Origin of the sequence: Litorilinea aerophila (assembly GCF_006569185.2) — a bacterium.
Classification (GTDB): Bacteria; Chloroflexota; Anaerolineae; order Caldilineales; family Caldilineaceae; genus Litorilinea; species Litorilinea aerophila.
The window spans coordinates 1-22,438 of the sequence record NZ_VIGC02000020.1; the positions used below are offsets into that span (position 1 = coordinate 1).

General features: G+C 66.7%; 14 protein-coding genes. 10 read left to right on the top strand and 4 right to left on the bottom strand.

Features of this window, described 5'->3' with window-relative positions; all coding sequences use genetic code 11:
* The first annotated feature begins 437 nt into the window (after positions 1 to 437).
* From FKZ61_RS15080 to FKZ61_RS24040, 5 genes are all read left to right on the top strand, one after another.
* Entirely contained in the window at positions 438 to 1,829 is a 1,392-nt protein-coding gene (locus FKZ61_RS15080; protein WP_141610961.1) for a PLP-dependent cysteine synthase family protein, read from the top strand.
* Between the two features lie 55 nt (positions 1,830 to 1,884).
* Positions 1,885 to 2,790: a TIGR03560 family F420-dependent LLM class oxidoreductase gene (locus tag FKZ61_RS15085; protein WP_141610962.1), complete on the top strand. Its 906-nt coding sequence runs from the start codon at positions 1,885 to 1,887 to the stop codon at positions 2,788 to 2,790.
* A 100-nt stretch (positions 2,791 to 2,890) separates the two neighbouring features.
* A complete protein-coding gene (locus tag FKZ61_RS15090; RefSeq protein ID WP_141610963.1) occupies positions 2,891 to 3,340 on the top strand; it encodes a universal stress protein in 450 nt (149 codons plus the stop codon).
* Between the two features lie 219 nt (positions 3,341 to 3,559).
* Entirely contained in the window at positions 3,560 to 3,904 is a 345-nt protein-coding gene (locus FKZ61_RS15095; RefSeq protein WP_141610964.1) for a phage holin family protein, read from the top strand.
* A gap of 425 nt (positions 3,905 to 4,329) precedes the next feature.
* A complete protein-coding gene (locus FKZ61_RS24040; RefSeq protein ID WP_211358581.1) occupies positions 4,330 to 8,391 on the top strand; it encodes a PA14 domain-containing protein in 4,062 nt (1,353 codons plus the stop codon).
* Positions 8,392 to 8,706: 315 nt separating this feature from the next.
* Here the strand turns inward: FKZ61_RS24040 and FKZ61_RS15105 are convergent, their stop codons facing one another.
* From FKZ61_RS15105 to FKZ61_RS15120, 4 genes are all read right to left on the bottom strand, one after another.
* Entirely contained in the window at positions 8,707 to 9,153 is a 447-nt protein-coding gene (locus tag FKZ61_RS15105; protein WP_141610965.1) for a hypothetical protein, read from the bottom strand.
* A 2-nt stretch (positions 9,154 to 9,155) separates the two neighbouring features.
* The gene (locus tag FKZ61_RS15110; RefSeq protein ID WP_141610966.1) at positions 9,156 to 11,258 is read right to left on the bottom strand and encodes a hydantoinase/oxoprolinase family protein; all 2,103 of its coding nucleotides are present in this window, start codon (positions 11,256 to 11,258) and stop codon (positions 9,156 to 9,158) included.
* A 40-nt stretch (positions 11,259 to 11,298) separates the two neighbouring features.
* Positions 11,299 to 12,552: an FTR1 family iron permease gene (locus FKZ61_RS15115; protein ID WP_141610967.1), complete on the bottom strand. Its 1,254-nt coding sequence runs from the start codon at positions 12,550 to 12,552 to the stop codon at positions 11,299 to 11,301.
* Positions 12,553 to 12,891: 339 nt separating this feature from the next.
* Positions 12,892 to 14,070 carry a hypothetical protein gene (locus tag FKZ61_RS15120; RefSeq protein WP_170199789.1) on the bottom strand — a complete coding sequence of 393 codons (1,179 nt, stop codon included), beginning with the start codon at positions 14,068 to 14,070 and terminating at the stop codon, positions 12,892 to 12,894.
* Positions 14,071 to 14,467: 397 nt separating this feature from the next.
* Between FKZ61_RS15120 and FKZ61_RS15125 the strand changes: the two genes are divergently transcribed.
* From FKZ61_RS15125 to FKZ61_RS15145, 5 genes are all read left to right on the top strand, one after another.
* Positions 14,468 to 14,929: a hypothetical protein gene (locus tag FKZ61_RS15125; protein ID WP_211358582.1), complete on the top strand. Its 462-nt coding sequence runs from the start codon at positions 14,468 to 14,470 to the stop codon at positions 14,927 to 14,929.
* A 169-nt stretch (positions 14,930 to 15,098) separates the two neighbouring features.
* A complete protein-coding gene (locus FKZ61_RS15130; RefSeq protein ID WP_141610968.1) occupies positions 15,099 to 15,740 on the top strand; it encodes a CBS domain-containing protein in 642 nt (213 codons plus the stop codon).
* Between the two features lie 413 nt (positions 15,741 to 16,153).
* A complete protein-coding gene (nifJ, locus tag FKZ61_RS15135) occupies positions 16,154 to 19,744 on the top strand; it encodes a pyruvate:ferredoxin (flavodoxin) oxidoreductase (RefSeq protein WP_141610969.1) in 3,591 nt (1,196 codons plus the stop codon).
* 154 nt (positions 19,745 to 19,898) lie between these two features.
* Positions 19,899 to 20,915 carry a dihydroorotate dehydrogenase-like protein gene (locus tag FKZ61_RS15140; RefSeq protein ID WP_141610970.1) on the top strand — a complete coding sequence of 339 codons (1,017 nt, stop codon included), beginning with the start codon at positions 19,899 to 19,901 and terminating at the stop codon, positions 20,913 to 20,915.
* Between the two features lie 47 nt (positions 20,916 to 20,962).
* On the top strand, positions 20,963 to 22,366 hold the full coding sequence (locus FKZ61_RS15145; protein ID WP_141610971.1) for a universal stress protein: 1,404 nt from the start codon (positions 20,963 to 20,965) through the stop codon (positions 22,364 to 22,366).
* Positions 22,367 to 22,438 lie beyond the last annotated feature (72 nt).

Consider the following 22,438-nt stretch of genomic DNA (forward strand, 5'->3'; position numbering starts at 1 on the left):
TCGTCATCTGACCCCTCTGTCTGAGGTGCAACAGCGCATCCTCGCCTTGTTGGACTTCTCGACAGAGATCTACGCCAGGCTCTGCGCCGATTCCGTCAAACCATCCTAAGAATGAGCGAACCATAGGGTCTCTGGTATAGCCCGGCGGAAGTAGACCCATGGAGCCTGAGTAATGTGTGGTACGCAGGTCACGCATCCTTGCGTGACAGAGGTGCAGGCACCCCTGTTCGGTCTCCCGGCCGGACCTACGATGTGGTAGTAGCAAGCAGCGTCCCTACGATGGCCCGGCTCGTCCACAGGCCGGGAAGCAACCCGGGCAGGGTCCTCTAACCGGCGAAAGTGAAATACATCCAGGATCCCTCAACAGCTTGACGCCGCCACTAAGCGGCATTAAACTGACCACGCCAGACCCAAATCGACCAGGAAGGAAGATCGTCATGAACGTAGCCATTGTCCCCGGGCCGACCTACAGCGAAATGCAGAACCCGCTGCTCCTGCCGCCGGCGCTGCGGGCTGCAGCCAACCAGGCCCGGCAGGATGAGCTCAACCCCCTCAACCTCTTCAACATCAACTGGAAGCAGACCGGAGATGCCGTGGACCGCATCGTCCTGCCCCGGGAGCTGACCGGCGTGCGGGCCAACATCATCGTCCTGCGGGGTCGCTCCTTCCCCAGCGGCAGCATGAAGGTGGGACCGGCCTACGCCACCCTGGCCGAGGAGGAGGCCCTGAACGGCTTGCGCCCGGGCCAGAAGACAGTCATCGGCCCCAGCACGGGCAACTTCGGCATCGGCACCGCGTATGTGAGCCAGCTCAAGGGCTACCGGGCGGTGGTGGTCATGCCGGACAACATGAGCAAGGAGCGCTACGAGCGCATCCGCAAGTACGGCGGCGACCTGGACCTGACCCCCGGCACTGAGTCGGATGTGATCCTGACCCTGGAGCGGACCCACAGCGAGTACGTGAGCAAGCCGGATCGGTACGTGGTCCTGGCCCAGTTCGAGCTTCTGCCCAACTATCGCTTCCACCGCCACGTCACCGGCGATGCCGTGGTGAAAGCTGCCCGGGACCTGGGCAACGGCCGGGTGGCCGCTTTCGTCAGCGCACCGGGCAGCGCGGGCACCCTGGCCGCCGGCGACTACGTCAAAAGCCTGTGGCCGGACAGCAAAGTGGTGGCCCTGGAGCCCCGGGAGTGCAGCACCCTCTACGACGGTGGCCAGGGGCAGCACCGCATCGAGGGCATCGGCGATAAGATGGTCACCCTGATCCACAACGTCTTCAACACCGACCTGCTCATGCTGGTCCACGATGAAGACACCGTGCGGGGCATGGAGGTCATCCAGTCCGGTACCCGGGTGCTGGTGGAGCGGCTGGGCGTGCCCGAGGAGGCAGCCCGCGGCCTGGTGGATCAATTTGGCCCCAGCGGCATCTGCAACATCATTGGCGCCATCAAGACGGCCCGCTACCTGGATCTGGGGCCCCAGGAGAACGTGGTCACCATCGCCACCGACGGCTATGACCGCTATCCCTCGGTGCAGGAAGCCCTCTACGCCCGCAACGGCGGCAAGCCCGACGACGACCAGCTGGAGCTGTGGGCCAAGGCAGCGTTCCTGGGTGCCAGCCTGGGTGAGATCGTGGACCTCAACCGACCGGGTCAGCATGCCCGCCTCCAGGAGATGAAGGAAGCCCTCTGGACCCGCTTCGGCTACGAGCCGGACTACATCCGCCGCATGGCCAGCCAGGAATTCTGGGACGAGGAGTATCAAAAGATCCGGGAGATCGACCCCCTCATCGCCCAGGTGCGGGGGGCGCTGCCGGCGGTGGACCGCTGAGCCCGCCCCAGGCGCGACGGACCACAGACGAATCACCCCATGAAAGGACGGAAAGATGGATGTTGCCATCATGTTGGAAGGCCAGAACGGCCTGAACTGGACCCGTTTTCAGCGCATCGCCCGCGCTGTGGAGGAGTTGGGTTTTGCCGGCCTCTACCGTTCCGACCACTTCACCAATCCCCAGCCGCCGGATCTGGATTCCCTGGAACTGTGGGTTTCCCTGACCTGGCTGGCCAGCCACACCTCCCGCATCCAGTTCGGCCCCCTGGTGTCGCCCGTTTCATTCCGGCATCCGGTCTTCACGGCGCGCATGGCCAAAGATGTGGACGACCTCTCGAGCGGGCGTCTCACCCTGGGCGTCGGGGCCGGCTGGCAGGAGCGGGAACATGCCAACTTCGGCTTCGATCTGTTGGATATGCCGGCCCGTTTCGCCCGCTTTGAAGAGGGACTGGAGGTGATCACTCGCCTGCTGCGCAGCGACCAGCCGGTGAGCTTCCAGGGCGATTTTTACCGGCTCCAGGATGCCATCCTCCTGCCCCGGCCCCAACGGCCCGGCGGGCCGCCCCTGCTCATTGGCGGCAACGGCCGGCAGCGAACGCTCCCCCTGGTGGCCCGCTACGCGGATGAGTGGAACGGCGTCTTCCTGACGGCGGAGCGCTATGCCGCCCTCAACCGGGAGTTGGACCACCTGCTGGAAGCCCAGGGGCGCCGCCCTGAAAGCGTGCGCCGCTCCCTGATGACCGGCCTCTTCTTCGGCCGGGACGACCGGGAGTTGGCCCGGGTCCTGGATGGCCGCCCGGCGGACGAGCTGCGGGCCCAGGGCCGGGTGGTGGGCACGCCCCAGGCCGTGGTGGATCAGTTGGGCGCCCTGGCCGAAGCCGGCGCCCAGCGGGTGATGCTCCAATGGCTGGACCTGGACAACCTGGACGGGCTGGAAGCCCTGGCCCAGGCGGTCCTTTGACCCTTTGGATCTGTCTTTACCCTGAATCGACAACCTTGAATCGACAACCTTGAATCGACAACCTTGAATTGACAACAATGAGCAATGACAAGGGGGGCTCATGTATCACACCATCCTCGTCCCACTGGACGGCTCCAAGCGCGCAGAGATGATTCTGCCCCATGTGGAGGCCATGGCCCACGCCTTCCAGTCGAAGGTGATTTTCCTGCAGGTGATCGAACCGGCCGCGTCCCTGGTGACGCCCTACGACATGGTACCCTACTACGACGCCGAGCTGGCCGAACAGTGGGTGAATGAAGCCCGAACCTACCTGACCGGCCTGGAAGGGGAGTTCCGCGAGAAGAAGATCGAAGCCCAGGCGGTGGTGGAGCAGGGCCCGGTGGTGCGCACCATCCTGGACGTGGCCGAGCGAGAGCAGGTGGACCTGATCGCCATGGCCAGCCACGGTCGCACCGGCCTGGCCCGGGTCTTCTACGGCAGCATCGCCGCTGGCGTCCTGAATCAGGCGGACCGGCCTCTGCTCCTCATTCGCTCCCAGAGCGATAACTGAGTCTCCGCCCGGCGGGGGCCGGCGTAGACTCAACGACGAAGGACCGGAGACAGAACGTCGTCTCTGGTCCTTCGTCTTCAGGCCTGCTGGCAGAGATCGCCATGCTCCGGATTCTTTCTCCGAAAAATCTATGTTCACCTGTGGAATCGGTGGATTGATTCCATATCGTATGTTATCAGCCAAAATAGGAAATAGGAAATAGGAAAAAGGAGGTGCTGGATGCTCACCCATTTTATCGTGACCTGGTTGGTGACGGCGGTCAGCCTGTTGATTTTGTCCAAGTTGCCGCTGGGAATTGAGATCGACGACTTCGGCACGGCTCTGGTCTCGGCGTTGGTGTTGGGGCTGCTGAACGCCTTCGTGCGGCCTGTGCTGGCCTTCTTCACCTTTCCCATCACTGTGTTGACCCTGGGACTTTTCACCTTCGTCCTAAATGCCATCATCTTTTGGCTGGCCGCGGCCCTGGTGGACGGCTTCCGCCTGCGGGGAGGATGGCTGGCCGCGCTGATCGGGCCGATTGCCCTGGGCCTCCTCAATGGGCTGTTGCTGGCTCTGATTCGCTGAAAAAGCGCCACCGTCTCGGGAGGACACCGGTTCCCGTAGGGGCGGGCCCCCGTGCCCGCCCGATGGTGCCAGATCCCAGGCGGTTGAAGGGAGGGCAGCGCCTGCGCAGCTACGAGCTGCGCCTACGGCAGGGGGTGCCGGTGTTCGTAGGTGCGGTTTCTAACCGCACGATGGTGCCGCCCCCAGGCGGATGCCAGGGAGGCGACCATCTCCCGTAGGGGCGGGCCCCCGTGCCCGCCCGATGGTGTTCCGGCCCGCCGTACATGCCTGCCAAAATCTGTGGCATCTGGGCAATCTGTGGATAAAATTTGCCATTCTGGTGGAACAAGGGGCCTGGCTGTGACGTCTCTTCAGGTGACATCATGCACATCATCTTCGCGGCATGACGGCTCGTTCTGGTGTGGATCCAAAAAGGACTGCCATCTATGAAGAGACCTGCTCACCCACCATTCAACCTGATTCCCTCTGTTTCACCCATCGCGCGCCTGCCCGGCCGCGCTGGATGGCTGCTGCTGGCGGTGGCCGTGCTGCTGCTGGCTGGCTGTACTGTGCGGCCCATCGTGGCCGAAGAGCCTGCGCCCCAGCCGCCGTCTGAACGGGTGCCAGCCATTGCCGTGGCACCGGTCAGCGGTCCGCCGGGAACCACCGTCTTTGTCTCCGGCGCCGGCTGGGAACCCAACGAAGTGGTCTATGTGAACCTCCAGGATGAGCAGGAGGGCGAGCCTGTGGAGGCCACCGTTGCCATCGTCACCAGCGATGGCGAGGGCCGCTTCAACGCGTCCTTCCTCTATCCCCTGGACGAGCGATGGGCGGCGCCCGGTGAAGTGAACCTCCTGGCCTATTCCCTGCAGACGGGTAAGCGAGCCACCGCGACCTTCACCGTCACCGAGGGGACGGCCGCCCCTGCCACCGGTACGCCCACCGCCACATCCCCGACGGCGACGTCTACCGTGTCGGCGCCGGCCCAGGCGCCCGGCTACCGGGCCACACCTACGCCAACTACCGTCCAGGCGGGCGCTTCCGACGTGGCCCGGGTGGTGAGCTATGCCCTGAACGTGCGCATGGGCCCCTCCACCGCCTATCCCGTGGTGCGCGCCGTCAGCCGGGGCACGCCGTTGCGGGTCCTGGGCCAGAACGCCAGCGGATCCTGGCTCTGGGTGCGCCTCCCCGACGGCACGGAAGGCTGGGTGGCCCGGGCCTATACCGACTACCGGGCGGACGCGCCCGTGGTGCCGACGCCCACACCGCCGGCCGTGACGGCGACCCCCACGCCCACGCCGACCCGTCCGCCGGTCATCACCGGCTGGCGCGGCGAGTACTACCGCAACCAGAACCTGGCCGGCGCGCCCTTCCTGATCCGGGACGACGCGGAGATCAACTTCGACTGGGGCTACGGATCGCCGGCTGCGGGCATCCCCGCCGACTTCTTCTCGGTGCGCTGGGTCCGCTCCCTGTCTCTGCCCGCAGGCACCTACCGCTTCTATGCCGAGGCAGATGACGGCATCCGCGTCTGGGTAGACGGCCAGCTCCTTATCGACGAGTGGCACGCGGCGTCTGGCCGGACCTACACCGCGGACATCCAACTGAGCGGCGACTCCCACTTCATCCGGGTGGAATTCTACGAGGCCCAGCAACTGGCCCGGGCCCGGGTCTGGTGGGAACAGCAAGGCGACTTCCCCGACTGGCGCGGGGAGTACTTCGACAACCGCTATCTGAGCGGCTCACCCCGCTTTGTGCGCAACGACCCCACCCTGGACTTCAACTGGGGCCGCTCGGCGCCGGCCTCCGGCTTCCCGGCCGACCAGTTCTCCGTCCGCTGGACCCGGAGCGTCTACTTCGATAGCGGCAACTACCGCTTCCGCATCTGGGTGGACGACGGCATGCGGGTCTACCTGGACGGCAACCTGATCATCGACGAGTGGCGGGATGGTAGCGAGCGGGAAGTGGCCCGGGATCTCTGGATCGATGCCGGCTGGCATACCGTCCGGGTGGAGTACTACGAGAACATGGGCGATGCCCGGGCCAAGATCGCCTGGGAACGCATCAGCGAGCCCAGCGACTTCCCGGATTGGAAAGGGGAGTACTGGCCTAACCGGGGCCTGGACGGCAGCCCCGCGGTGGTGCGCAATGATCGGGAGATCGACTTCAACTGGGGCACCGGCTCGCCCGATTCCCGCATCCCCAGCGACAATTTCTCGGCCCGCTGGACCCGGCGCATCACCTTCGAGGCTGGTCGCTACCGCTTCTACGCCCGGGCCGATGACGGCGTGCGGGTCTATGTGGACGACAACCGCATCATCAACGAGTGGCACGACAGCCGGGGCGACGAGCTCTACACGGCCGACGTGAACCTGGACGGCCGCCACCGCATCAAGGTGGAGTACTACGAGCGGACCGGCGGTGCCCGGGTGGAGGTCTGGTACGAGCGCCTGTCGGAGACGGCCACCCCCACCCCGACGCCCACAGCCACCCCGACGCCCAGCCCCACCCCGCGGGCCGTTAGCCCCTACGCGGATGTGGTGCCGGCCGTGGGTGGCGCTGGCACGGAGGTGACGGTGACAGGCGGTGGCTTCCCGGCCAACGTCACGGTCAACGCCTACCTGGGCGGTGTGGTGAGTGCCAGCGATCTGCGGGGCACCTCGGCCCAGATCTACGCCACCACCGTCACCGACCGGCGAGGCAACTTCGCCATGCGCTTTACCATGCCGGCCCAGTGGCCTGACGGCACGCCCATTGAGCCCGGCCGCCTGGTGGTGATCGTGGCCACCAGCGACCTGAGCCTGGGGGCCAGCGCCTCCTTCACCTACCGGGCACCCACGCCCACTGTAGCGCCCAACCCATACGCCTCCCTGTCGCCCTCATCCGGCGGCCCAGGGACGGTGGTGACGGTGAGCGGCGGCGGCTTCCCGGCCAATACCCGGGTGAATGCCCATCTGGCCGGCCTGGTGGGTGCCAGTGCCCTGGCCGAGACCCAGCCCCACGTCTACGCCACGGCCCGCACCGACGGCAACGGCAACTTCCAGCTCTCCTTCGCCATGCCGTCCCAGTGGCCGGATGGCTCGCCCATCGAGAGCGGCAAGCTGGTGGTGCTCGTGGCCACGGCCGATTTCAGCGCCCGGGCCAGCGCCGACTTCGACTACTTCGTGGTGGCGCCCAATCCGTCTATCAACCTGGCGCCTGCGTCCGGCGGCGCGGGGACCACGGTGACGGTGAGCGGTGACGGCTTCCCGGCCAACACCACCGTGAGCGTCTACCTGGGCACCCTGGACAGCCAGATCGGCCGGGGCAGCAACGCCCAGCGCTACGCAGTCAGCACCACCGACCGCCAGGGCCGGTACAGCATGTCCTTCACCATGCCCTCCCACTGGCCGGATGGCAGCCCCATCACCAGTGAAGAGCTCGCCGTGGTGGTGGCGGTGGATGATTTCAGCGTCCAGGTTGGGGCAATCTTCCGCTACACGGTGCCGGCCCCGCCGCCACCCACGCCGACCCCCACCCCAACGCCCACGCCGACCACCACGCCGGTGCCTCCGCCCACGGCCACACCCAACGCCTACGCGGACGTGAACCCGGCTTCCGGCGGTGCCGGTACCCAGGTGACGGTGAGCGGCAGCGGTTTCCCGGCTAACACCACGGTGAGCGTCTTCCTGGCCCGCTTCGATAGCAGCGGCGCGCCCCTGGCCCAGTCGGAGCGCTACGCCACCACCGTGACCGACCGCTTCGGCAACTTCGGCATGTCCTTCGCCATGCCATCCCAGTGGCCAGATGGCAGCCCCATCGCTTCGGGGCCCATCCTGGTGATTGTGGCCACCAACGATTTCGGCGTACAGGCCAGCGCAGTCTTCGAATACCAGGCCGCGGTCAGCGGCGCATCTGTGGAAGGGGCGGTGACGGCCACGTCACCGCCCCCGGAAGCCACGGCAGCACAACCGGACAATCCCCCGACATCATCGGAGGGGACTTCCAACGAGGTCCCCTCCGATGATGTTATGACATCCACACCCACGGCCACGCCCGAGCCACCCACACCGACGGCCACACCGGTTCCGCCCACGGCCACGTTCACCCCGACACCCACCGAGACGCCTACACCGGTTCCACCCACAGCCACGCCTGAGCCGCCCACACCGACAGCCACGCCGGTTCCGCCCACGGCCACGTTCACCCCGACACCCACCGAGACGCCTACACCGGCTCCACCCACAGCCACGCCTGAGCCGCCCACACCGACGGCCACACCGGTTCCGCCCACGGCCACGTTCACCCCGACACCCACCGAGACGCCTACACCGGCTCCACCCACGGCCACGCCCGAGCCACCCACACCGACGGCCACACCGGTTCCGCCCACGGCCACGCCTGAGCCGCCCACACCGACGGCCACGGCTACACCGGCAGCGGAAGAGCCGTCCACAGCCACCCCAGAGGCCGGAGCAGGCGATGAGACGCCAGAAGTACCACCCGAAGGGGGCGCCCCGACCCAGTAGGGGTGATCGGAGGGCGCCGGTGTTCGTAGGTGCGGTTTTTAACCACACGATGGTACCGGACCCAGGCAGGTGAAGGGATGGCGGCGGATGCGCAGCTACGAGCTGCGCCTACGGCAGAGGGCGCCGGTGTTCGCAGGTGCGGTTTTTAACCGCACAGTGGTGCCACGCCCCCGGCGGATGCCAGGGAGGCGACCATCTCCCGTAGGGGCGGGCCCCCGTGCCCGCCCGATGCCGTCAGGATCCTGCGGACGCCGGTATCCCGCAGAGCCGGTCACCTCCGGCGGGCCAGGGGCCCGCCCTACGTACTGGTGACCCTCAATTGGCCCCGCCCGTCGCGGTCACCTGGAGCAGCTGATCCCGGGCCTGTTCCACCAGGGGGACCACCTCCTCGGGAGAGGCGTGGGCCTCCACCAGCGTCTGCACCTGCGCCAGCAGGGCACTGAGCTCGGCTTCCACCTGGGGGTCGCGGGCTGCCAGCCAGGGCCGCGCCTCCTCGTAGCGGGCCAGGGCTCGGCCCAACACCGCTTCGGCCCCCTGGCGTTCGACCCCTTCTCCCGCCTGGGGGTATTCGATGGCGAAAACTTCCAGACCCTGGGCTGACTCCTTCAATGCCAGGACGGCCTCGGGCTCCCTGCTGGCCTCCTCCTGGCCTCGCCACAGGATTGCTCCGGCCAGCAACACCAGCAGCAGGATCCCGGCTCCGGCCAACGGCAGCCGGTATTGCACATACCAGGGCTGTTTTTCCACCCGATAGATGGTCATCTTCACCCTCCCACAATCGCGATGACTTCCTGCTCGTCCAGGGATTCCAGCATGGTGCGCAGCGTGTCCAGCAACTGGCTGTTGGTAGCCTCCGGTTGGGAGACGTGGATCCACTGGCCGTCCACCAACAGCTGCACGTCCGGCAGCTCCCGCCACAGGATGTTACCCGCCAGGGCTTCGGTAACCTGCTGCAGAACCTGGGATGGCGTCCCGGCCAGTACCTGGGCGTTGCCGGAGCAGGTGCGGACCGCCCCCCGGACGTCCACCACGGCCAGGCGGGGCCCACGGAGCCAGCGCCGGGGCGCCCGGAAGACGTGAAAGGTGTCGCTGTTCACCACCTGTTGCAGGCGTTCCACGGCCACGCCCAGGCCCTCTGCCGCAATCCGTTGGGCCTCTTGGGGGGAGAGGCGGGCGGCCTGGGCCGGCGCCATCAGGGCCGCGTGGCCGGTGGCCACCGCCCGGATCACCCCTCGCTCCTCGTCCTGTTCCACGGTCACGCTGATGGAGTCCGGCGCAGCCCCTGCGCGCACAGCTGCGGCCCGGGCCGCCCGGGCCAGTTCCTGGGCGTTTTCACCGGTACCCCTGGGCCGCTCCACCACCTCCCGCACTGAGGCCAGGGCGTCCCCCAGGGAGGAGATGACTTCCGCGTGGGGGACCAGCCGATAGGGTGCCTCCAGCCGCTCCGCCACGGCAGGAACCAGCGCGCCGGCGCCACCGCCACCACCCACCAGCACCAGGCGATCCCGGGGCACCTGGTATTCCCGCACCAGGAGGAGGATGGCCTCTGCCACCCGGTCGGCGGCCCTGTTCAGTACCCGGCGCGCCGCCTCCTCGCCCGGAATGCCCCAGTGGTGGCCCAATACCTGGAACGCCCGCTGGGCCGCCGGACGATCTCCCCGGGCGTACGCATTCGGCGGCACAAGTCCCAGGGCATTGGCCGCACAGGTGAGGGTCAGCGCCCAACGGTTCCCCTCCCCATCGGCCAGGGCGGCATAGTCGTCCGGGTCGCCCGGCGTGGGTGCCACCGTTTCGATGCGCAGCTGCCCTGCATCCGCCAGGCGCGGGTCGAAACAGGCGTAGGGCAGGCCGGCGATGTGGGCAGATCGGGGACCCACGTCCTGGGGACCCCGCGTGCCCAGGCGGATCATGGAGCCTCCGGCCACCCCCTGCACCCGGACATCCAGGGCCTGCACACAGGTGGGATGGGACATGACCCGCACGTGCTGCAGGGTGGGCATGCCGTGGCGGATCAGGCTGATGTTGCTGCTGGTGCCGCCTACTTCCAGGAAGGCGGCAAAGACCACGTGTCCCGCCAGCAGCGCACCCGCCAGGCTGGCCGACGGTCCTGAGAAGAGGGTCAGGATGGGGCGCTGGCGCATGGTCTCGATGTCGGCCAACCCCCCGTCCCCTCGCATGACCATCAGGGGGGCGTGGAGGCCGCTGCGGCGCAGGCTCTCCTCCACCAGGATGGCGGTTTCCAACATGCGGGGCAGCAGGGCCGCGTTGATGGCCGCGGTGACCGTGCGCACCTCCAGCCCATAGGCCCCGGTGAGCTGATGGGCCGCCACCGCGGGGATGCCCATCTCTGCCGCCACGGCCAACACCGTCTGTTCATGGCGGGGATCTTCCACACTGAAGGCCTCGCTGGCCACAATGGCCTGGGCGCCCTGGTCCACCAGACGGGCGACGGCTGCCTGGGCCGTTTCCGGGGGGAGGCCGTGGGTAGTGTCGATGAACAGATGAAGGGTACGCAACACCTTGCCCGGCGCCAGGGTGATGGTATCGACCCGGGTTCGTCGGGCTGCTTCCAGCACGTCATCCCCCCGGCCCATGCCCAGAATGCCCACCGTGGCTGTATCCCCTTCCAGCAGGGCGTTGACTGCCTGGGTGGTGCTGTGGGCCACCAGGGCCACCTCCTCGGGCGCAATGGTGTACCGTTCCAGCAGGCGGTGCAGCGCAGCCACGACGCCGGCCGCCACGCCTTCGTCTGCGCCGTGGGTAGTGGGCACCACCGCCTGCCCTATCAGCTCGAAGCTGAGGGCGTCCACCGCCACCGCTTTGGTGAAGGTGCCGCCCACGTCGATGCCGATGCGCACCCGCCTCATGGGCTCCCTACCTTCGTCTGCAACGTGGGCATCCTCGTCTTCACGGGGTCACTTCCTCCCGCACCATTCGCAGGGCGCGGGTCCGCTGCCAGCGTTCCAGGAAAAGACTGACGCCGTAGATGCCCAGCAGCAGCGCCTGGGCGGTCAGGGTTTCCACGGTGGGGTGGTAGCCGGTAAACTCGGCCAGGGCCCGGGGCAGGCGCGGCAGGGCGTGGATCAGGGTGGCATCCAGGAAGCCGGCCTCCTGCAGTTCCCGCACCCCTTTGCCTACCACAAAGACCGAGAGCAGGGCCATCATGAAGACCGCGCCCCGCAGGAAGGTGCCCACCGGCAGCCGGCGCCCGGACTGGAGGATGAACCAGGCCACCACGGCCAGCACCAGCAATCCCAGCCCCAGGCCATACCAGACCGCACCCTGGGTCTGGGGGCCCAGGCTGAAGAGTACCTGGTAGAAGAGCACCGTCTCCAGCCCTTCCCGGTAGACGGCGCTGAACCCCAGCCCCATCAGTGCAGGCGCGCGCCCCTGGGAAAGGGCCTCCCACGCCCGGGCCTGCAGGAATTCCAGCCAGCGGCGATGGTCCAGTCGCCGGGAGAGCCAGAAGGTGGTCCAAAAGAGGAGGCCCACGGCCACAAAGGAGACCCCGGCTTCCAGCAGCTCTCGGGTGACAGGCGCCACCTGGAAGACGAAGCGGAAGAGGGCCCAGGTGGCCGCGGTCATGGCCAGGGCCAGGCCGACGCCGGTGAGGATGGATCGGCGATGGGCGGCGCCGCCGGGTACCTGGCGCAGGTAGCCCAGGAGCGCGGCCAGCACCAGCACCGCCTCGATGCCCTCCCGCAGGATGATGACGAAGGCTGCGCCAAAGACCACCGCCGGCGTGATGAAGCCTTCATCGCTGAACATGCCGTCGATCTGATTTAGCCCGGCCCGGATGGCCTCCAGCGGGGCTTCCACTTCGTCCGCCGGCGCACCCACCTTCATCTGGTTGCGCATCTCGGCGAACTGGTATTCCAACTCCAGGGTCATGTCCGGATCCAGGGCGCGCAGGGGGATCTCGACCGCCTCGAAGTGATCCAGATAGGCGGAACGGGCCAGGCGGTAGGCGTCCTCGTAATCGCCCAGGCGGTAGGCCCGCATGGCCTGTTGCAGAAGGGTGTCAATGGCCTGCAGCTCGGCCGCCACGTCCACTTCGCCCTGGCCCACTTCAGCCGGGCGGCCCTGGGCATGGGCCACGCCCGCTCCCAGGGCCAGGAGAAGGGCCACCAACATCACCAGCTGTTGCCACCGGTTTTTCATGATTTGATTTCCTTTCATCGCTCATCTCACTACTTTTACCTGCGTGCCATGGGTTCCCGTCCCGTTGGGTGCGGATGTCCGGCCAGGAGACCGGACCTACCCATCCGTGTCCCATTTCTTCAAGGCAGGTGCCGACGCCGCGTCGCGAGGGTCGCCCCTGTGCGGCGTAAGCATCCGCAGATGCGGCGCCATTCCGTCTGGGTCGGCGGCTGAATCAATTCGCCTGGTCGCCACGCCTCCGACGGACGCCGGGGCGGCGTGGAAGATCTCACACCGCCCCGGCGTCCGGGAGAGGAGGATAAGAGGAGGAATGGGGTGCATGGATTTCAGAAAACTGCTTCAGGAAACATCGGCGAGGATCTCCCGCACCTTTTCCAGGTCCGCCCGGATCTCTTCCACCAGGGCCTGCAGGTCGTCCAGGGGAGCGCCGGCCTGAATTTCATCCCGAAGGCGCTTGAACTGGATTTCCAGGGTCTCTACCAGTTCCGCGTTCTGCTCCAGCAGGGGCGCTTCCAGGTATTCGAAGCCGTCCAGGTAGGCGGAGGCAGCCCGCTCATAGGCCTGGTCGGCGTCGCCCTCCTGGTAGGCGGCCAGGGCTGCGTCCAGCTGCTCCTGAATGAAGGCCAGGGTCTCTGCGGTGGAACTCTCGACCACCTGGAATTCGTAGATCCGGCTCAGCTCGGACACGATTTCCTGCACTTCGTTGGCCACCATGATGCCTTCCACCACCACATCGGGCGGCAGGGCCTGGGGCAGGAGCTCGTCCAGCTCCTGGAAGGCGTGGGCCACCTCTTCTGCCTCCCCGGCATTGCGGGCCTCGGTTTCCGCCTGGATGCCATCGTGGAGCCGTTTGGCCACCTGGAGGAAGCCGTAGGCATCTTGATATTCCTCCACGTTCACCAGCTCCCCATTCTGGACGGCCTCCCCGTACTCGGCGGCCACGCCGTTCAGCAGGCCGGCGATGACCTGGGCGGTGAAGGCTGGCGAGCCGAAGGCCTCTCCGGCCACCTGCTGCGCCGCTGCCTCGATAGCTTCCCGGGCCTGGTCATAGCTCGCAGCCACGGTTTCCGGGTCGGCGTCGGCCTCGGTCACCAGCTGGGGCAGGGCGGTCAGGGCATCCAGCAGGGCCTGGGTGTCTACGCCTGCTTCTACCAGGGCACCCTCGACGGCGGGGAAAAGCTCGCTCAGGGGATGGGCGGCGTGGGCGCCAGCCATGGGGTCGCCGGCTTCCCAGAGCTCACGGCTGCTGGTCAAGTGTCCCTCCATCTGGTAGAGGCGCACCACCACGGCAACGGGGCCGTGGGCCGGCTCGCTTTCGTGGGTCTCTTCGTGGGTCTCTTCGTGGGTTTCGGCCGACTCCTCATGCCCGGCGTGGGGAGCCTCGGCGGGAGCAGCCGTGGCCGTGGGGGGCACGGGTGACGGTTCAGCGCTGGTTGTCGGGCTTTCTGCGGCACAGGCGGCCAGGGCCAGCGTAGCCAGCAGCAAGGTTGCCAGAAGCCAGCGTTGCGGAATCTTCATGAAACTTTTCTCCATCCTTCCTTGTTGTCATAATTTTTGGAATTCAGCCGGGTTCTAGTTCTGGCGCGCCGTTGTTGGCTGAACCCAGGAACCACTTCGTGAACTATGGTACAAAATGGATCCTGGCATTTCAAGGGGCTCTGGCGGACCAATGCGGGCGCTGGCTGTTTGGCGGGGGTGAAGCAATTGTTATACCCCGGTTGATTTGGGTGTAAAGGGCGGTTAAATCGGCGGGCGCAGAGCCAGAAGGGCTCATGGTGTTGGGCCATGCCGTTGTGCCTCTTCCCCACGCGGGAGCCGGTTCGGGCTTCCGCCCGGGGCCATGATATGATAGGGCGGAGTTGGCGTCATTCAACGGTTGTACAAACAATCACGGCACAAAGGAGTGTATCCATCCATGAACATGGCCTATATCGGCGTGCGGGATCTCCATAACCTGATGCGGTGGCTGGTGTTGCTGGCCGCCCTCTATGCCCTGTGGCGCCTCTATACCGGGCTCACCCAGGGGCGGGCGTGGACCGAGGCGGACCGGCGGGCCACCCTCTGGTACACCATCGGCATGGACATCCAGTTGCTGCTGGGGCTGCTGCTCTACTTCGTCCTGAGTCCGCTGACCCGCCAGGTCTTCGTCAACTTCAGCGGCGTAATGCAGTCATCGGAGCTGCGCTTCTTCGCTGTGGAGCATCTCTCCCTCATGCTGGTGGCCGTCATCCTGGCCCATGTGGGCTCGGTGATGGTCCGCCGGGCTACCGGAGATGCCCGACGGTTCCGGGTCGGCGCCATCTGGTACACCCTCTCGCTGCTGGCCGTGTTGGCCGGCACCCCCTGGTGGCGCCCTCTGATTCCAGGGATGGGATAGCCCCAGGACATTCCTGGCCAACTGGCCAGGGGGCGGACTCACCCGCTGACCAGTTTTGATTCTCCCCAGATGCCGGGCGCATCTGGGGATTTTTTATTGTAAGGTGGTGAATAGCCCGGGGCGTTGTCGGTTCTCGTCCCCGTGGATGGGAAGAAAGGGAGCTGGGGCCATGTTGGTTCAGGATCGGATGAGCACGCCGGCCGTGACGGTGGAGCCGGATCTGCCCTTTCAGGAGGCGCTCAAGCTCATGCAGCAGCACCGCTTTCGGCGGCTGCCGGTGGTGGATCGGCGCCAGCGCCTGGTGGGCATCGTTTCCGAGCGAGATCTCCTCCACGCCGCGCCGTCCCCGGCGACTTCCCTGAACATCTGGGAGCTGAACTACCTCCTGTCCAAGCTGACCGTCGGCGAGCTGATGACCCGGCAGGTGCACGTGGTCACTCCGGACACCCCCATCGAAGAGGCCGCCCGGCTGATGGTGGCGCACAAGATCGGTGGGCTGCCGGTGGTGGACCAGGCGCGCCACGTGCTGGGGGTCATCACCGAGACCGATATCTTCAAAGTATTTTCCGAAATGTTGGGCAGCGATGTACCCGGGCTGCGCCTGGTGCTGGCCATGCCGCCGGGGCAGATGCCCCTGGCAGCCCTGCTCCAGGCCCTGGTAGAACTGGACGGCCGGCTGGTCAGTGTGGGCACCTTTCGCCCGGACGAGCAGGGGCACGCCCGGGTGCTGATCAAAGTAGCCGGCATCCCAAAGGAGGCTCTGCTCGCCCGCCTGGAAGCCCTGGGCGACCACGTCCTGGATGTGCGGTAAGTGTAACGATCGTTCAAAACGGTTGAAAGCCGGGTGCAATCCGCCCCGTTGAGTGCGTTTCAACGCACTTGATGTGTGCCAGCCGATGATTGAAATCATCGGTCCAAGGTTTTTTCCAATTTACAGATGCAATCCACGACGGCCGTCCCTTCGTAGGTTCAGCTCGTGGCTGCGCAGCCGTCGCCGTCCCTGCACCTGTCCGGGGCTGGCGACAGCGGGCGGGCACGGTGGCCCGCCCCTACGGGAACCGGCGCCTTTCCGGGCACCACCGTGCGGCCGGAGGCCGCACCTACGACAGGGGCCGCCATCCGCGTGGATTGGATGCCACGGATACGTAGGGCGGGTCTCCGGCCCGCCGTGGGTGGCTGTGAACTCTGTGGTTCCTACAGTGGAGTCATACCAGGAGAATTGAAATGGTTCGTGAACGCGTGACGATTGACGGCAACGAAGCGGCGGCCTACGTCGCCTATAAAACCAACGAAGTGATTGCCATCTACCCCATCACGCCCTCCTCTCCCATGGGGGAACTGGCCGACGAGTGGAGCGCCCACGGCCAGACCAACATCTGGGGGACCCGCCCACAGGTGGTGGAGATGCAGTCCGAAGGGGGGGCAGCCGGCGCGGTCCACGGCGCTTTGCAGACCGGCTCTCTGACCACCACCTTCACCGCCAGCCAGGGCCTGCTGCTCATGATCCCCAACCTGTACAAAATTGCCGGGGAACTGACCAGCACCGTCTTCCACATTGCGGCCCGCTCCGTGGCGGCCCAGGCCCTCTCCATCTTCGGCGACCACAGCGACGTCATGGCCGCCCGCAGCACCGGCTGGGCCATGCTCTTTTCCAACTCGGTGCAGGAAGTGATGGACCTGGCCCTCATCGCCCAGGCCAGCACCCTGAAAGCCCGGGTGCCCTTCCTGCACATCTTCGACGGCTTTCGCACGTCCCACGAGATCAACAAGATCGAGAAGCTCAGCGATGACGATATCCGCAGCCTGATCGACGACGAGCTGGTGCGGGCCCATCGAGCCCGGGGTCTGTCGCCGGATCGCCCCTTCATCCGCGGCACCGCGCAGAATCCGGATGTCTTCTTCCAGGCCCGGGAGACGGTGAATCCCTTCTACCTGGCCACCCCCCAGATCGTCCAGGAGACCATGGACCAGTTCGCCCGGTTGACCGGTCGGCACTACCACCTCTTCGACTACGTGGGCGCGCCCGACGCGGAGCGGGTGATCGTCCTCATGGGCTCGGGCGTCGGGGCCGTGGAGGAGACGGTGGAGCACCTGATGCGCCAGGGAGAGAAGGTGGGCGTGGTCAAAGTGCGTCTCTTCCGCCCCTTCTCGGGCGCGCATCTGCTCCAGGCCTTGCCCCCCACAGTACGCCGGATCGCGGTGCTGGACCGCACCAAGGAGCCTGGCAGCGCGGGTGAACCCCTCTACGTGGACGTGGTGACGGCCGTGGCCGAAGGGATGGCCAGCGGCGAGGCGCCCTTCACCGCCATGCCCCGCATCGTGGGCGGCCGCTATGGCCTTTCATCCAAGGAGTTCACCCCGGCCATGGTCAAGGGCATCTTCGACGAACTGGACAAAGAGCGGCCCAAGAACCACTTCACCGTGGGCATCGTGGACGACGTTACCCACACCAGCATCGACTACGACCCCAACTTCGACATCGAACCCGACGATGTGGTCCGGGCGGTCTTCTGGGGCCTGGGCTCGGACGGGACCGTGAGCGCCAACAAGAATTCCATTAAGATCATCGGCGAGGAGACGCCCAACTACGCCCAGGGCTACTTCGTCTACGACTCCAAGAAGTCCGGGGCGCGAACGGTCTCCCACCTGCGCTTCGGCCCGCGCCCCATCAGAAGCACCTACCTGATCCGGCGGGCGAACTTCGTCGCCGTCCATCAGTTCGGTTTTTTGCAGAAGTTCAACGTGCTGGAGCCGGCGGCCCCCGGCGCCACCTTCCTGCTCAACGCCCCCTTCGGCCCTGACGAGGTGTGGGACCAGTTGCCCCGCCCCGTCCAGGAGCAGATCATCCAAAAGCGGCTGAAGTTTTACGTCATCGATGCCTACAAAGTGGCGGCGGAGCTGGGGCTGGGCGTGCGCATCAACACCATCATGCAGACCTGCTTCTTCGCCATCAGCGGCGTGCTGCCCCGGGAAGAGGCCATCGCCCAGATCAAGCAGGCCATCCGCAAGACCTACGGCAAGCGGGGCGAGGTCATCGTGCGCAAGAACTTCGCCGCGGTGGATGCAGCCCTGGCCCACCTGCACCAGGTTTCCGTGCCGGACCGGGCCACCAGCACCATCGAAATGCCGCCCGTGGTTCCCGAAGAGGCGCCCCAGTTCGTCAAGACCGTGACCGCCCCCATGCTGGCCGGCGAGGGCGACCTGTTGCCGGTGAGCGCCCTGCCCGTGGACGGCACCTACCCCAGCGCCACCACCCGTTGGGAGAAGCGCAACATCGCCCTGGAGGTGCCGGTCTGGGATCCGGACATCTGCATCCAGTGTGGCAAGTGTGTGCTGGTCTGCCCCCACGCGGTCATCCGCAGCAAGGTGGTGGATGAGAGCGAGCTGGCCAATGCGCCCGAGGGCTTCCTGTCCGCCGACGCCCGCTGGCGGGAGCTGGCCGGGAAGAAGTACACCCTGCAGGTCGCGGTGGAGGACTGCACCGGCTGCAGCCTCTGCGTGGAGGTCTGCCCGGCCAAGGACAAGCGAGCGGTCGGCCGCAAGGCCATCAACATGGAGCCCCAGCTTCCCCTGCGGGAACAGGGCCGGCGCCACTGGGACTTCTTCCTCCAGTTGCCGGAGCAGCCCCACGTGGACACCCTTCGCTTCAACAACGTCAAGAATGTCCAGCTCCTGCAGCCTTTGTTCGAGTTTTCCGGCGCCTGTGCCGGCTGCGGCGAGACCCCCTACCTCAAGCTCATGAGCCAGCTCTTCGGCGACCGGACCATCATCGCCAACGCCACCGGCTGCTCCAGCATCTACGGCGGCAACCTGCCCACCACCCCCTGGGCCGTGAACCGGGAGGGGCGGGGCCCCGCCTGGAGCAACTCCCTCTTCGAGGACAACGCGGAGTTCGGCCTGGGCATGCGCCTGACCCTGGACAAGCAGGCCGAGTACGCGGCCGAGCTGGTCCAGCGCCTGCGCCACGTCATCGGCGACGAGCTGGCCGACGGCCTCCTCCAGAGCGAACAGGCGGACGAGGCGGAGATCCAGGCCCAGCGGGCCCGGGTGGAAGTGCTCAAGCAGAAGCTGACCGGCCTGACCGATGGCCCCCTGGCGGCGGAAGCCCGGGATCTCCTCAGCCTGGCCGACAAGCTGGTGCGCAAGAGCGTCTGGATCGTGGGCGGCGACGGCTGGGCCTATGACATCGGCTACGGCGGCCTGGATCATGTCCTGGCCAGCGGCCGCAATGTCAACATCCTGGTGCTGGACACCGAGGTCTACTCCAACACCGGCGGCCAGTCCTCCAAGGCCACCCCCCTGGGTGCGGTGGCCAAGTTCGCCGCCGGCGGCAAGGCCACGGCCAAGAAGGACCTGGGCCTGATGGCCATGAGCTACGGCAACGTCTACGTGGCCCAGGTGGCCATGGGCGCCAACGACGCCCACACGGTGCGGGCCTTCCTGGAGGCCGAGTCCTACCCGGGGCCCTCCCTCATCATCGCCTACAGCCACTGCATCGCCCACGGCATCAACATGGCCAAGGGCATGGAACAGCAGCGCCTGGCCACCGAGTCCGGCTACTGGCCCCTGTACCGCTACGACCCCCGGCGCAAAGCCGAGGGGAAGAACCCGCTGCAGCTGGACTCCAAAGCCCCGCGGATCCCGCTGAAGGATTATGCCTACAACGAGAACCGCTACCGCATGTTGACCCAGACCGACCCCGAGGCCGCGGAGCGGCTCCTGCAGGCCGCCCAGGAGGCCGTCTGGGAGCGCTGGCGCCGCTACGAAGAGCTGGCCCGCTCGCCGGTGGCCGCGGAAGCACCCGCGTCGGCCTGAGGAATGGGCGACAGGCGCAAGGCATACACGGTTTTGTGACGTCGGGCGTAGTGCGTGGTGCGTCAAGCAACGGGCTGTCGGGTGGGTCATGAAGCCCTGATGCGCGTACCACGCACCACCACCACGCATCACCCATCCACAGGGAGTTTCACCCATGGACTTAACCACTACCTATATGGGCCTGACCCTTAAACATCCCGTTGTTCCGTCAGCCTCACCCCTCTCCCAGGGGTTGGACCAGATCCGGCGCCTGGAGGATGCCGGGGCGTCAGCCATCGTCATGTACTCGCTCTTCGAAGAGCAGATTACCGCCGAGAGCCACCTCCTGGATCACTACCTCAGCTACGGCGCCGAAAGCTTTGCCGAGGCCCTGAGCTATTACCCCGAGATGGAGACCTACAACGTGGGGCCCCAGGAGTACCTGGAGCTGATCCAGCGGGCCAAGGCCGCGGTGGACATCCCCATCATCGGCAGCCTGAACGGCGTCTCCAGCGGCGGCTGGATCGAGTACGCCCGCCACATCGAAGAGGCGGGCGCCGACGGCCTGGAGCTGAACATTTACTACATCCCCACCGACCCCAACATGACCGGGCAGGAAGTGGAGCAGATGTACGTGGACGTGGTGCGGGACGTGAGGCAGAGCGTCTCCATCCCGGTGGCCGTGAAGGTGGGCCCCTATTTCAGCGCCTTCGCCAACATGGCCAAACGCTTCCACGAAGCCGGCGCCGATGCCCTGGTGGTCTTCAACCGCTTCTACCAGCCGGACTTCGACCTGGAGCATCTGGAGGTGGTGCCCAACCTGGTCCTCAGCAGCTCCCACGAGCTGCGGCTGCCCCTGCGCTGGGTGGCCATCCTCTACGGCCGCGTGCCCATCGACTTCGCCATCACCAGCGGCGTTCACACCCACGAAGACGTGCTGAAGGGGCTCATGGCCGGCGCCCGGGTCATGATGATGGCGTCGGAGCTGCTGCGCAACGGTGTGGAGCGCATCGGCCAGGTGGTGGAGGAGCTCCGCCGTTGGATGGAAGAGCACGAGTATGAATCGGTGCGCCAGATGCAGGGCAGCATGAGCCAGCAGAACGTGGCCGAGCCGGCTGCGTTTGAGCGGGCCAACTACATGAAGGTCCTCCAGTCCTGGCGCCCGGATCCCACCGGCATGTTTCTGCACTGAGGCGGCTGGCGTGGGCAACCGGCGTAGCCCCCGGAGGAGGTGACAGGATGAACAAGCGCAAAATCCTCATCCCCCTGGACGGCTCCGACTTCAGCCGTCAGATCGTCCGGGTGGTGCAGGACTTCTTCGACCCTGACGATGTGAGCCTGATTCTCTTCCGGGCTGCCTATCCGCCAGCCGCTGCGGACGAGTCGGCCCATCCGGCGGGGTTGGTGGAAGTCTCGCCCCTGGCTGCTTCCTATGAAACATACCGCCAGGCCCTGGACACCCAGGTGGCTGCCCTGACCGACGAGTACGAGCGTTACCGGCAGGAGCTGTTGGCCGAACTGCGCCGGGATGCCGACCTGTTGCGGCAGGAAGGCTACAGCGTCAGCGTCCAGGTGCAGTTCGGCGAGCCGGCGCAACGGATCATCGACTTCGTGGGCCAGGAAGGTGTGGACCTGGTGGCCATGGCTACCCATGGCCGCTCTGGGCTGGGGCGGCTGGTCCTGGGCAGCGTGGCAGAGCGGGTGGTGCGCAGCGTGCCCGTGCCCGTGCTGCTCATGCGGCCGACCGAGGGAACGGCGCCCCTGTTGACGCCGGGCGAAGAGTTGGCCCGGCGTCTGGGCCAGGGCGGTCATCTGCAGCTGCTGGCGGCCACCGACGGTACCCCTCTGGCCCAACGGGCGGTGCAGGTGGCTGTCGAGCTGGCCCAGACGCTGGATGCCCATCTGCGGGTGTTGGTGGTGGGCAGCGAGCGGGATGGGGTAAGCCACAACCAGAAGATCATGGCCGACACAGCCGGGCTGCTGGCCCCCCTCCAACCCCGGGCAGAAACCATCCCCCTGGTGGGCTTCGCCGATGAAGAGGTGTTGCACTACCTGGACCAAAATCCTGGGGACCTGCTGGTGATCGGCCCCTTCCGGGATCGGGGCGCGGGGCCGGCCACGGCCATTGGCCACACGGCCCAGCGGCTGGTGCAACATGCGCCCACCTCGGTGCTCATGGTCAAGAACCCGCCGACCCGGTTTCGGCGGATTCTGGCCTGCGCCGCCGTGGATGACCGGGCCGTGGTGGACGTGGCCGCCGGGCTGGCCCAGGTGTTGGGCAGCGCCTTGACGGTCCTGCATGTGGTGCCGCCCTCGGCGGCCACCTACCTGGCGCCGGAAGACGACCATGGGCACAGCGGACACATTTCGCTGGAATCTGTTCTCAGCCAGAACACCCACCTGTCGGAGCTGGTCCAGCGCTGGCTGGCCACCCTGGAGCGCCACGGGATGGGCCGGGACGTGCGGCTGGTCAAGCGCAGCAGCGTGCCCGAGGCCATCCTGAAAATGGCCCATGACGAAGACTTCGACCTGCTGGTGGTGGGCAGCCAGTCCAGCGCCGGCCATTTCCTGGACACGGTGGCCAACGCCGTGGTCCGCTATGCCGAGCGGTCGGTGCTGGTGGTGCGGACCCGACCCCGTTAAGTGGGTGGTGCGTGCACCAATGGCCTTCCCGCTCCATTGACCAGCGCGCTGCTTGACGTACCACGCCCCAGG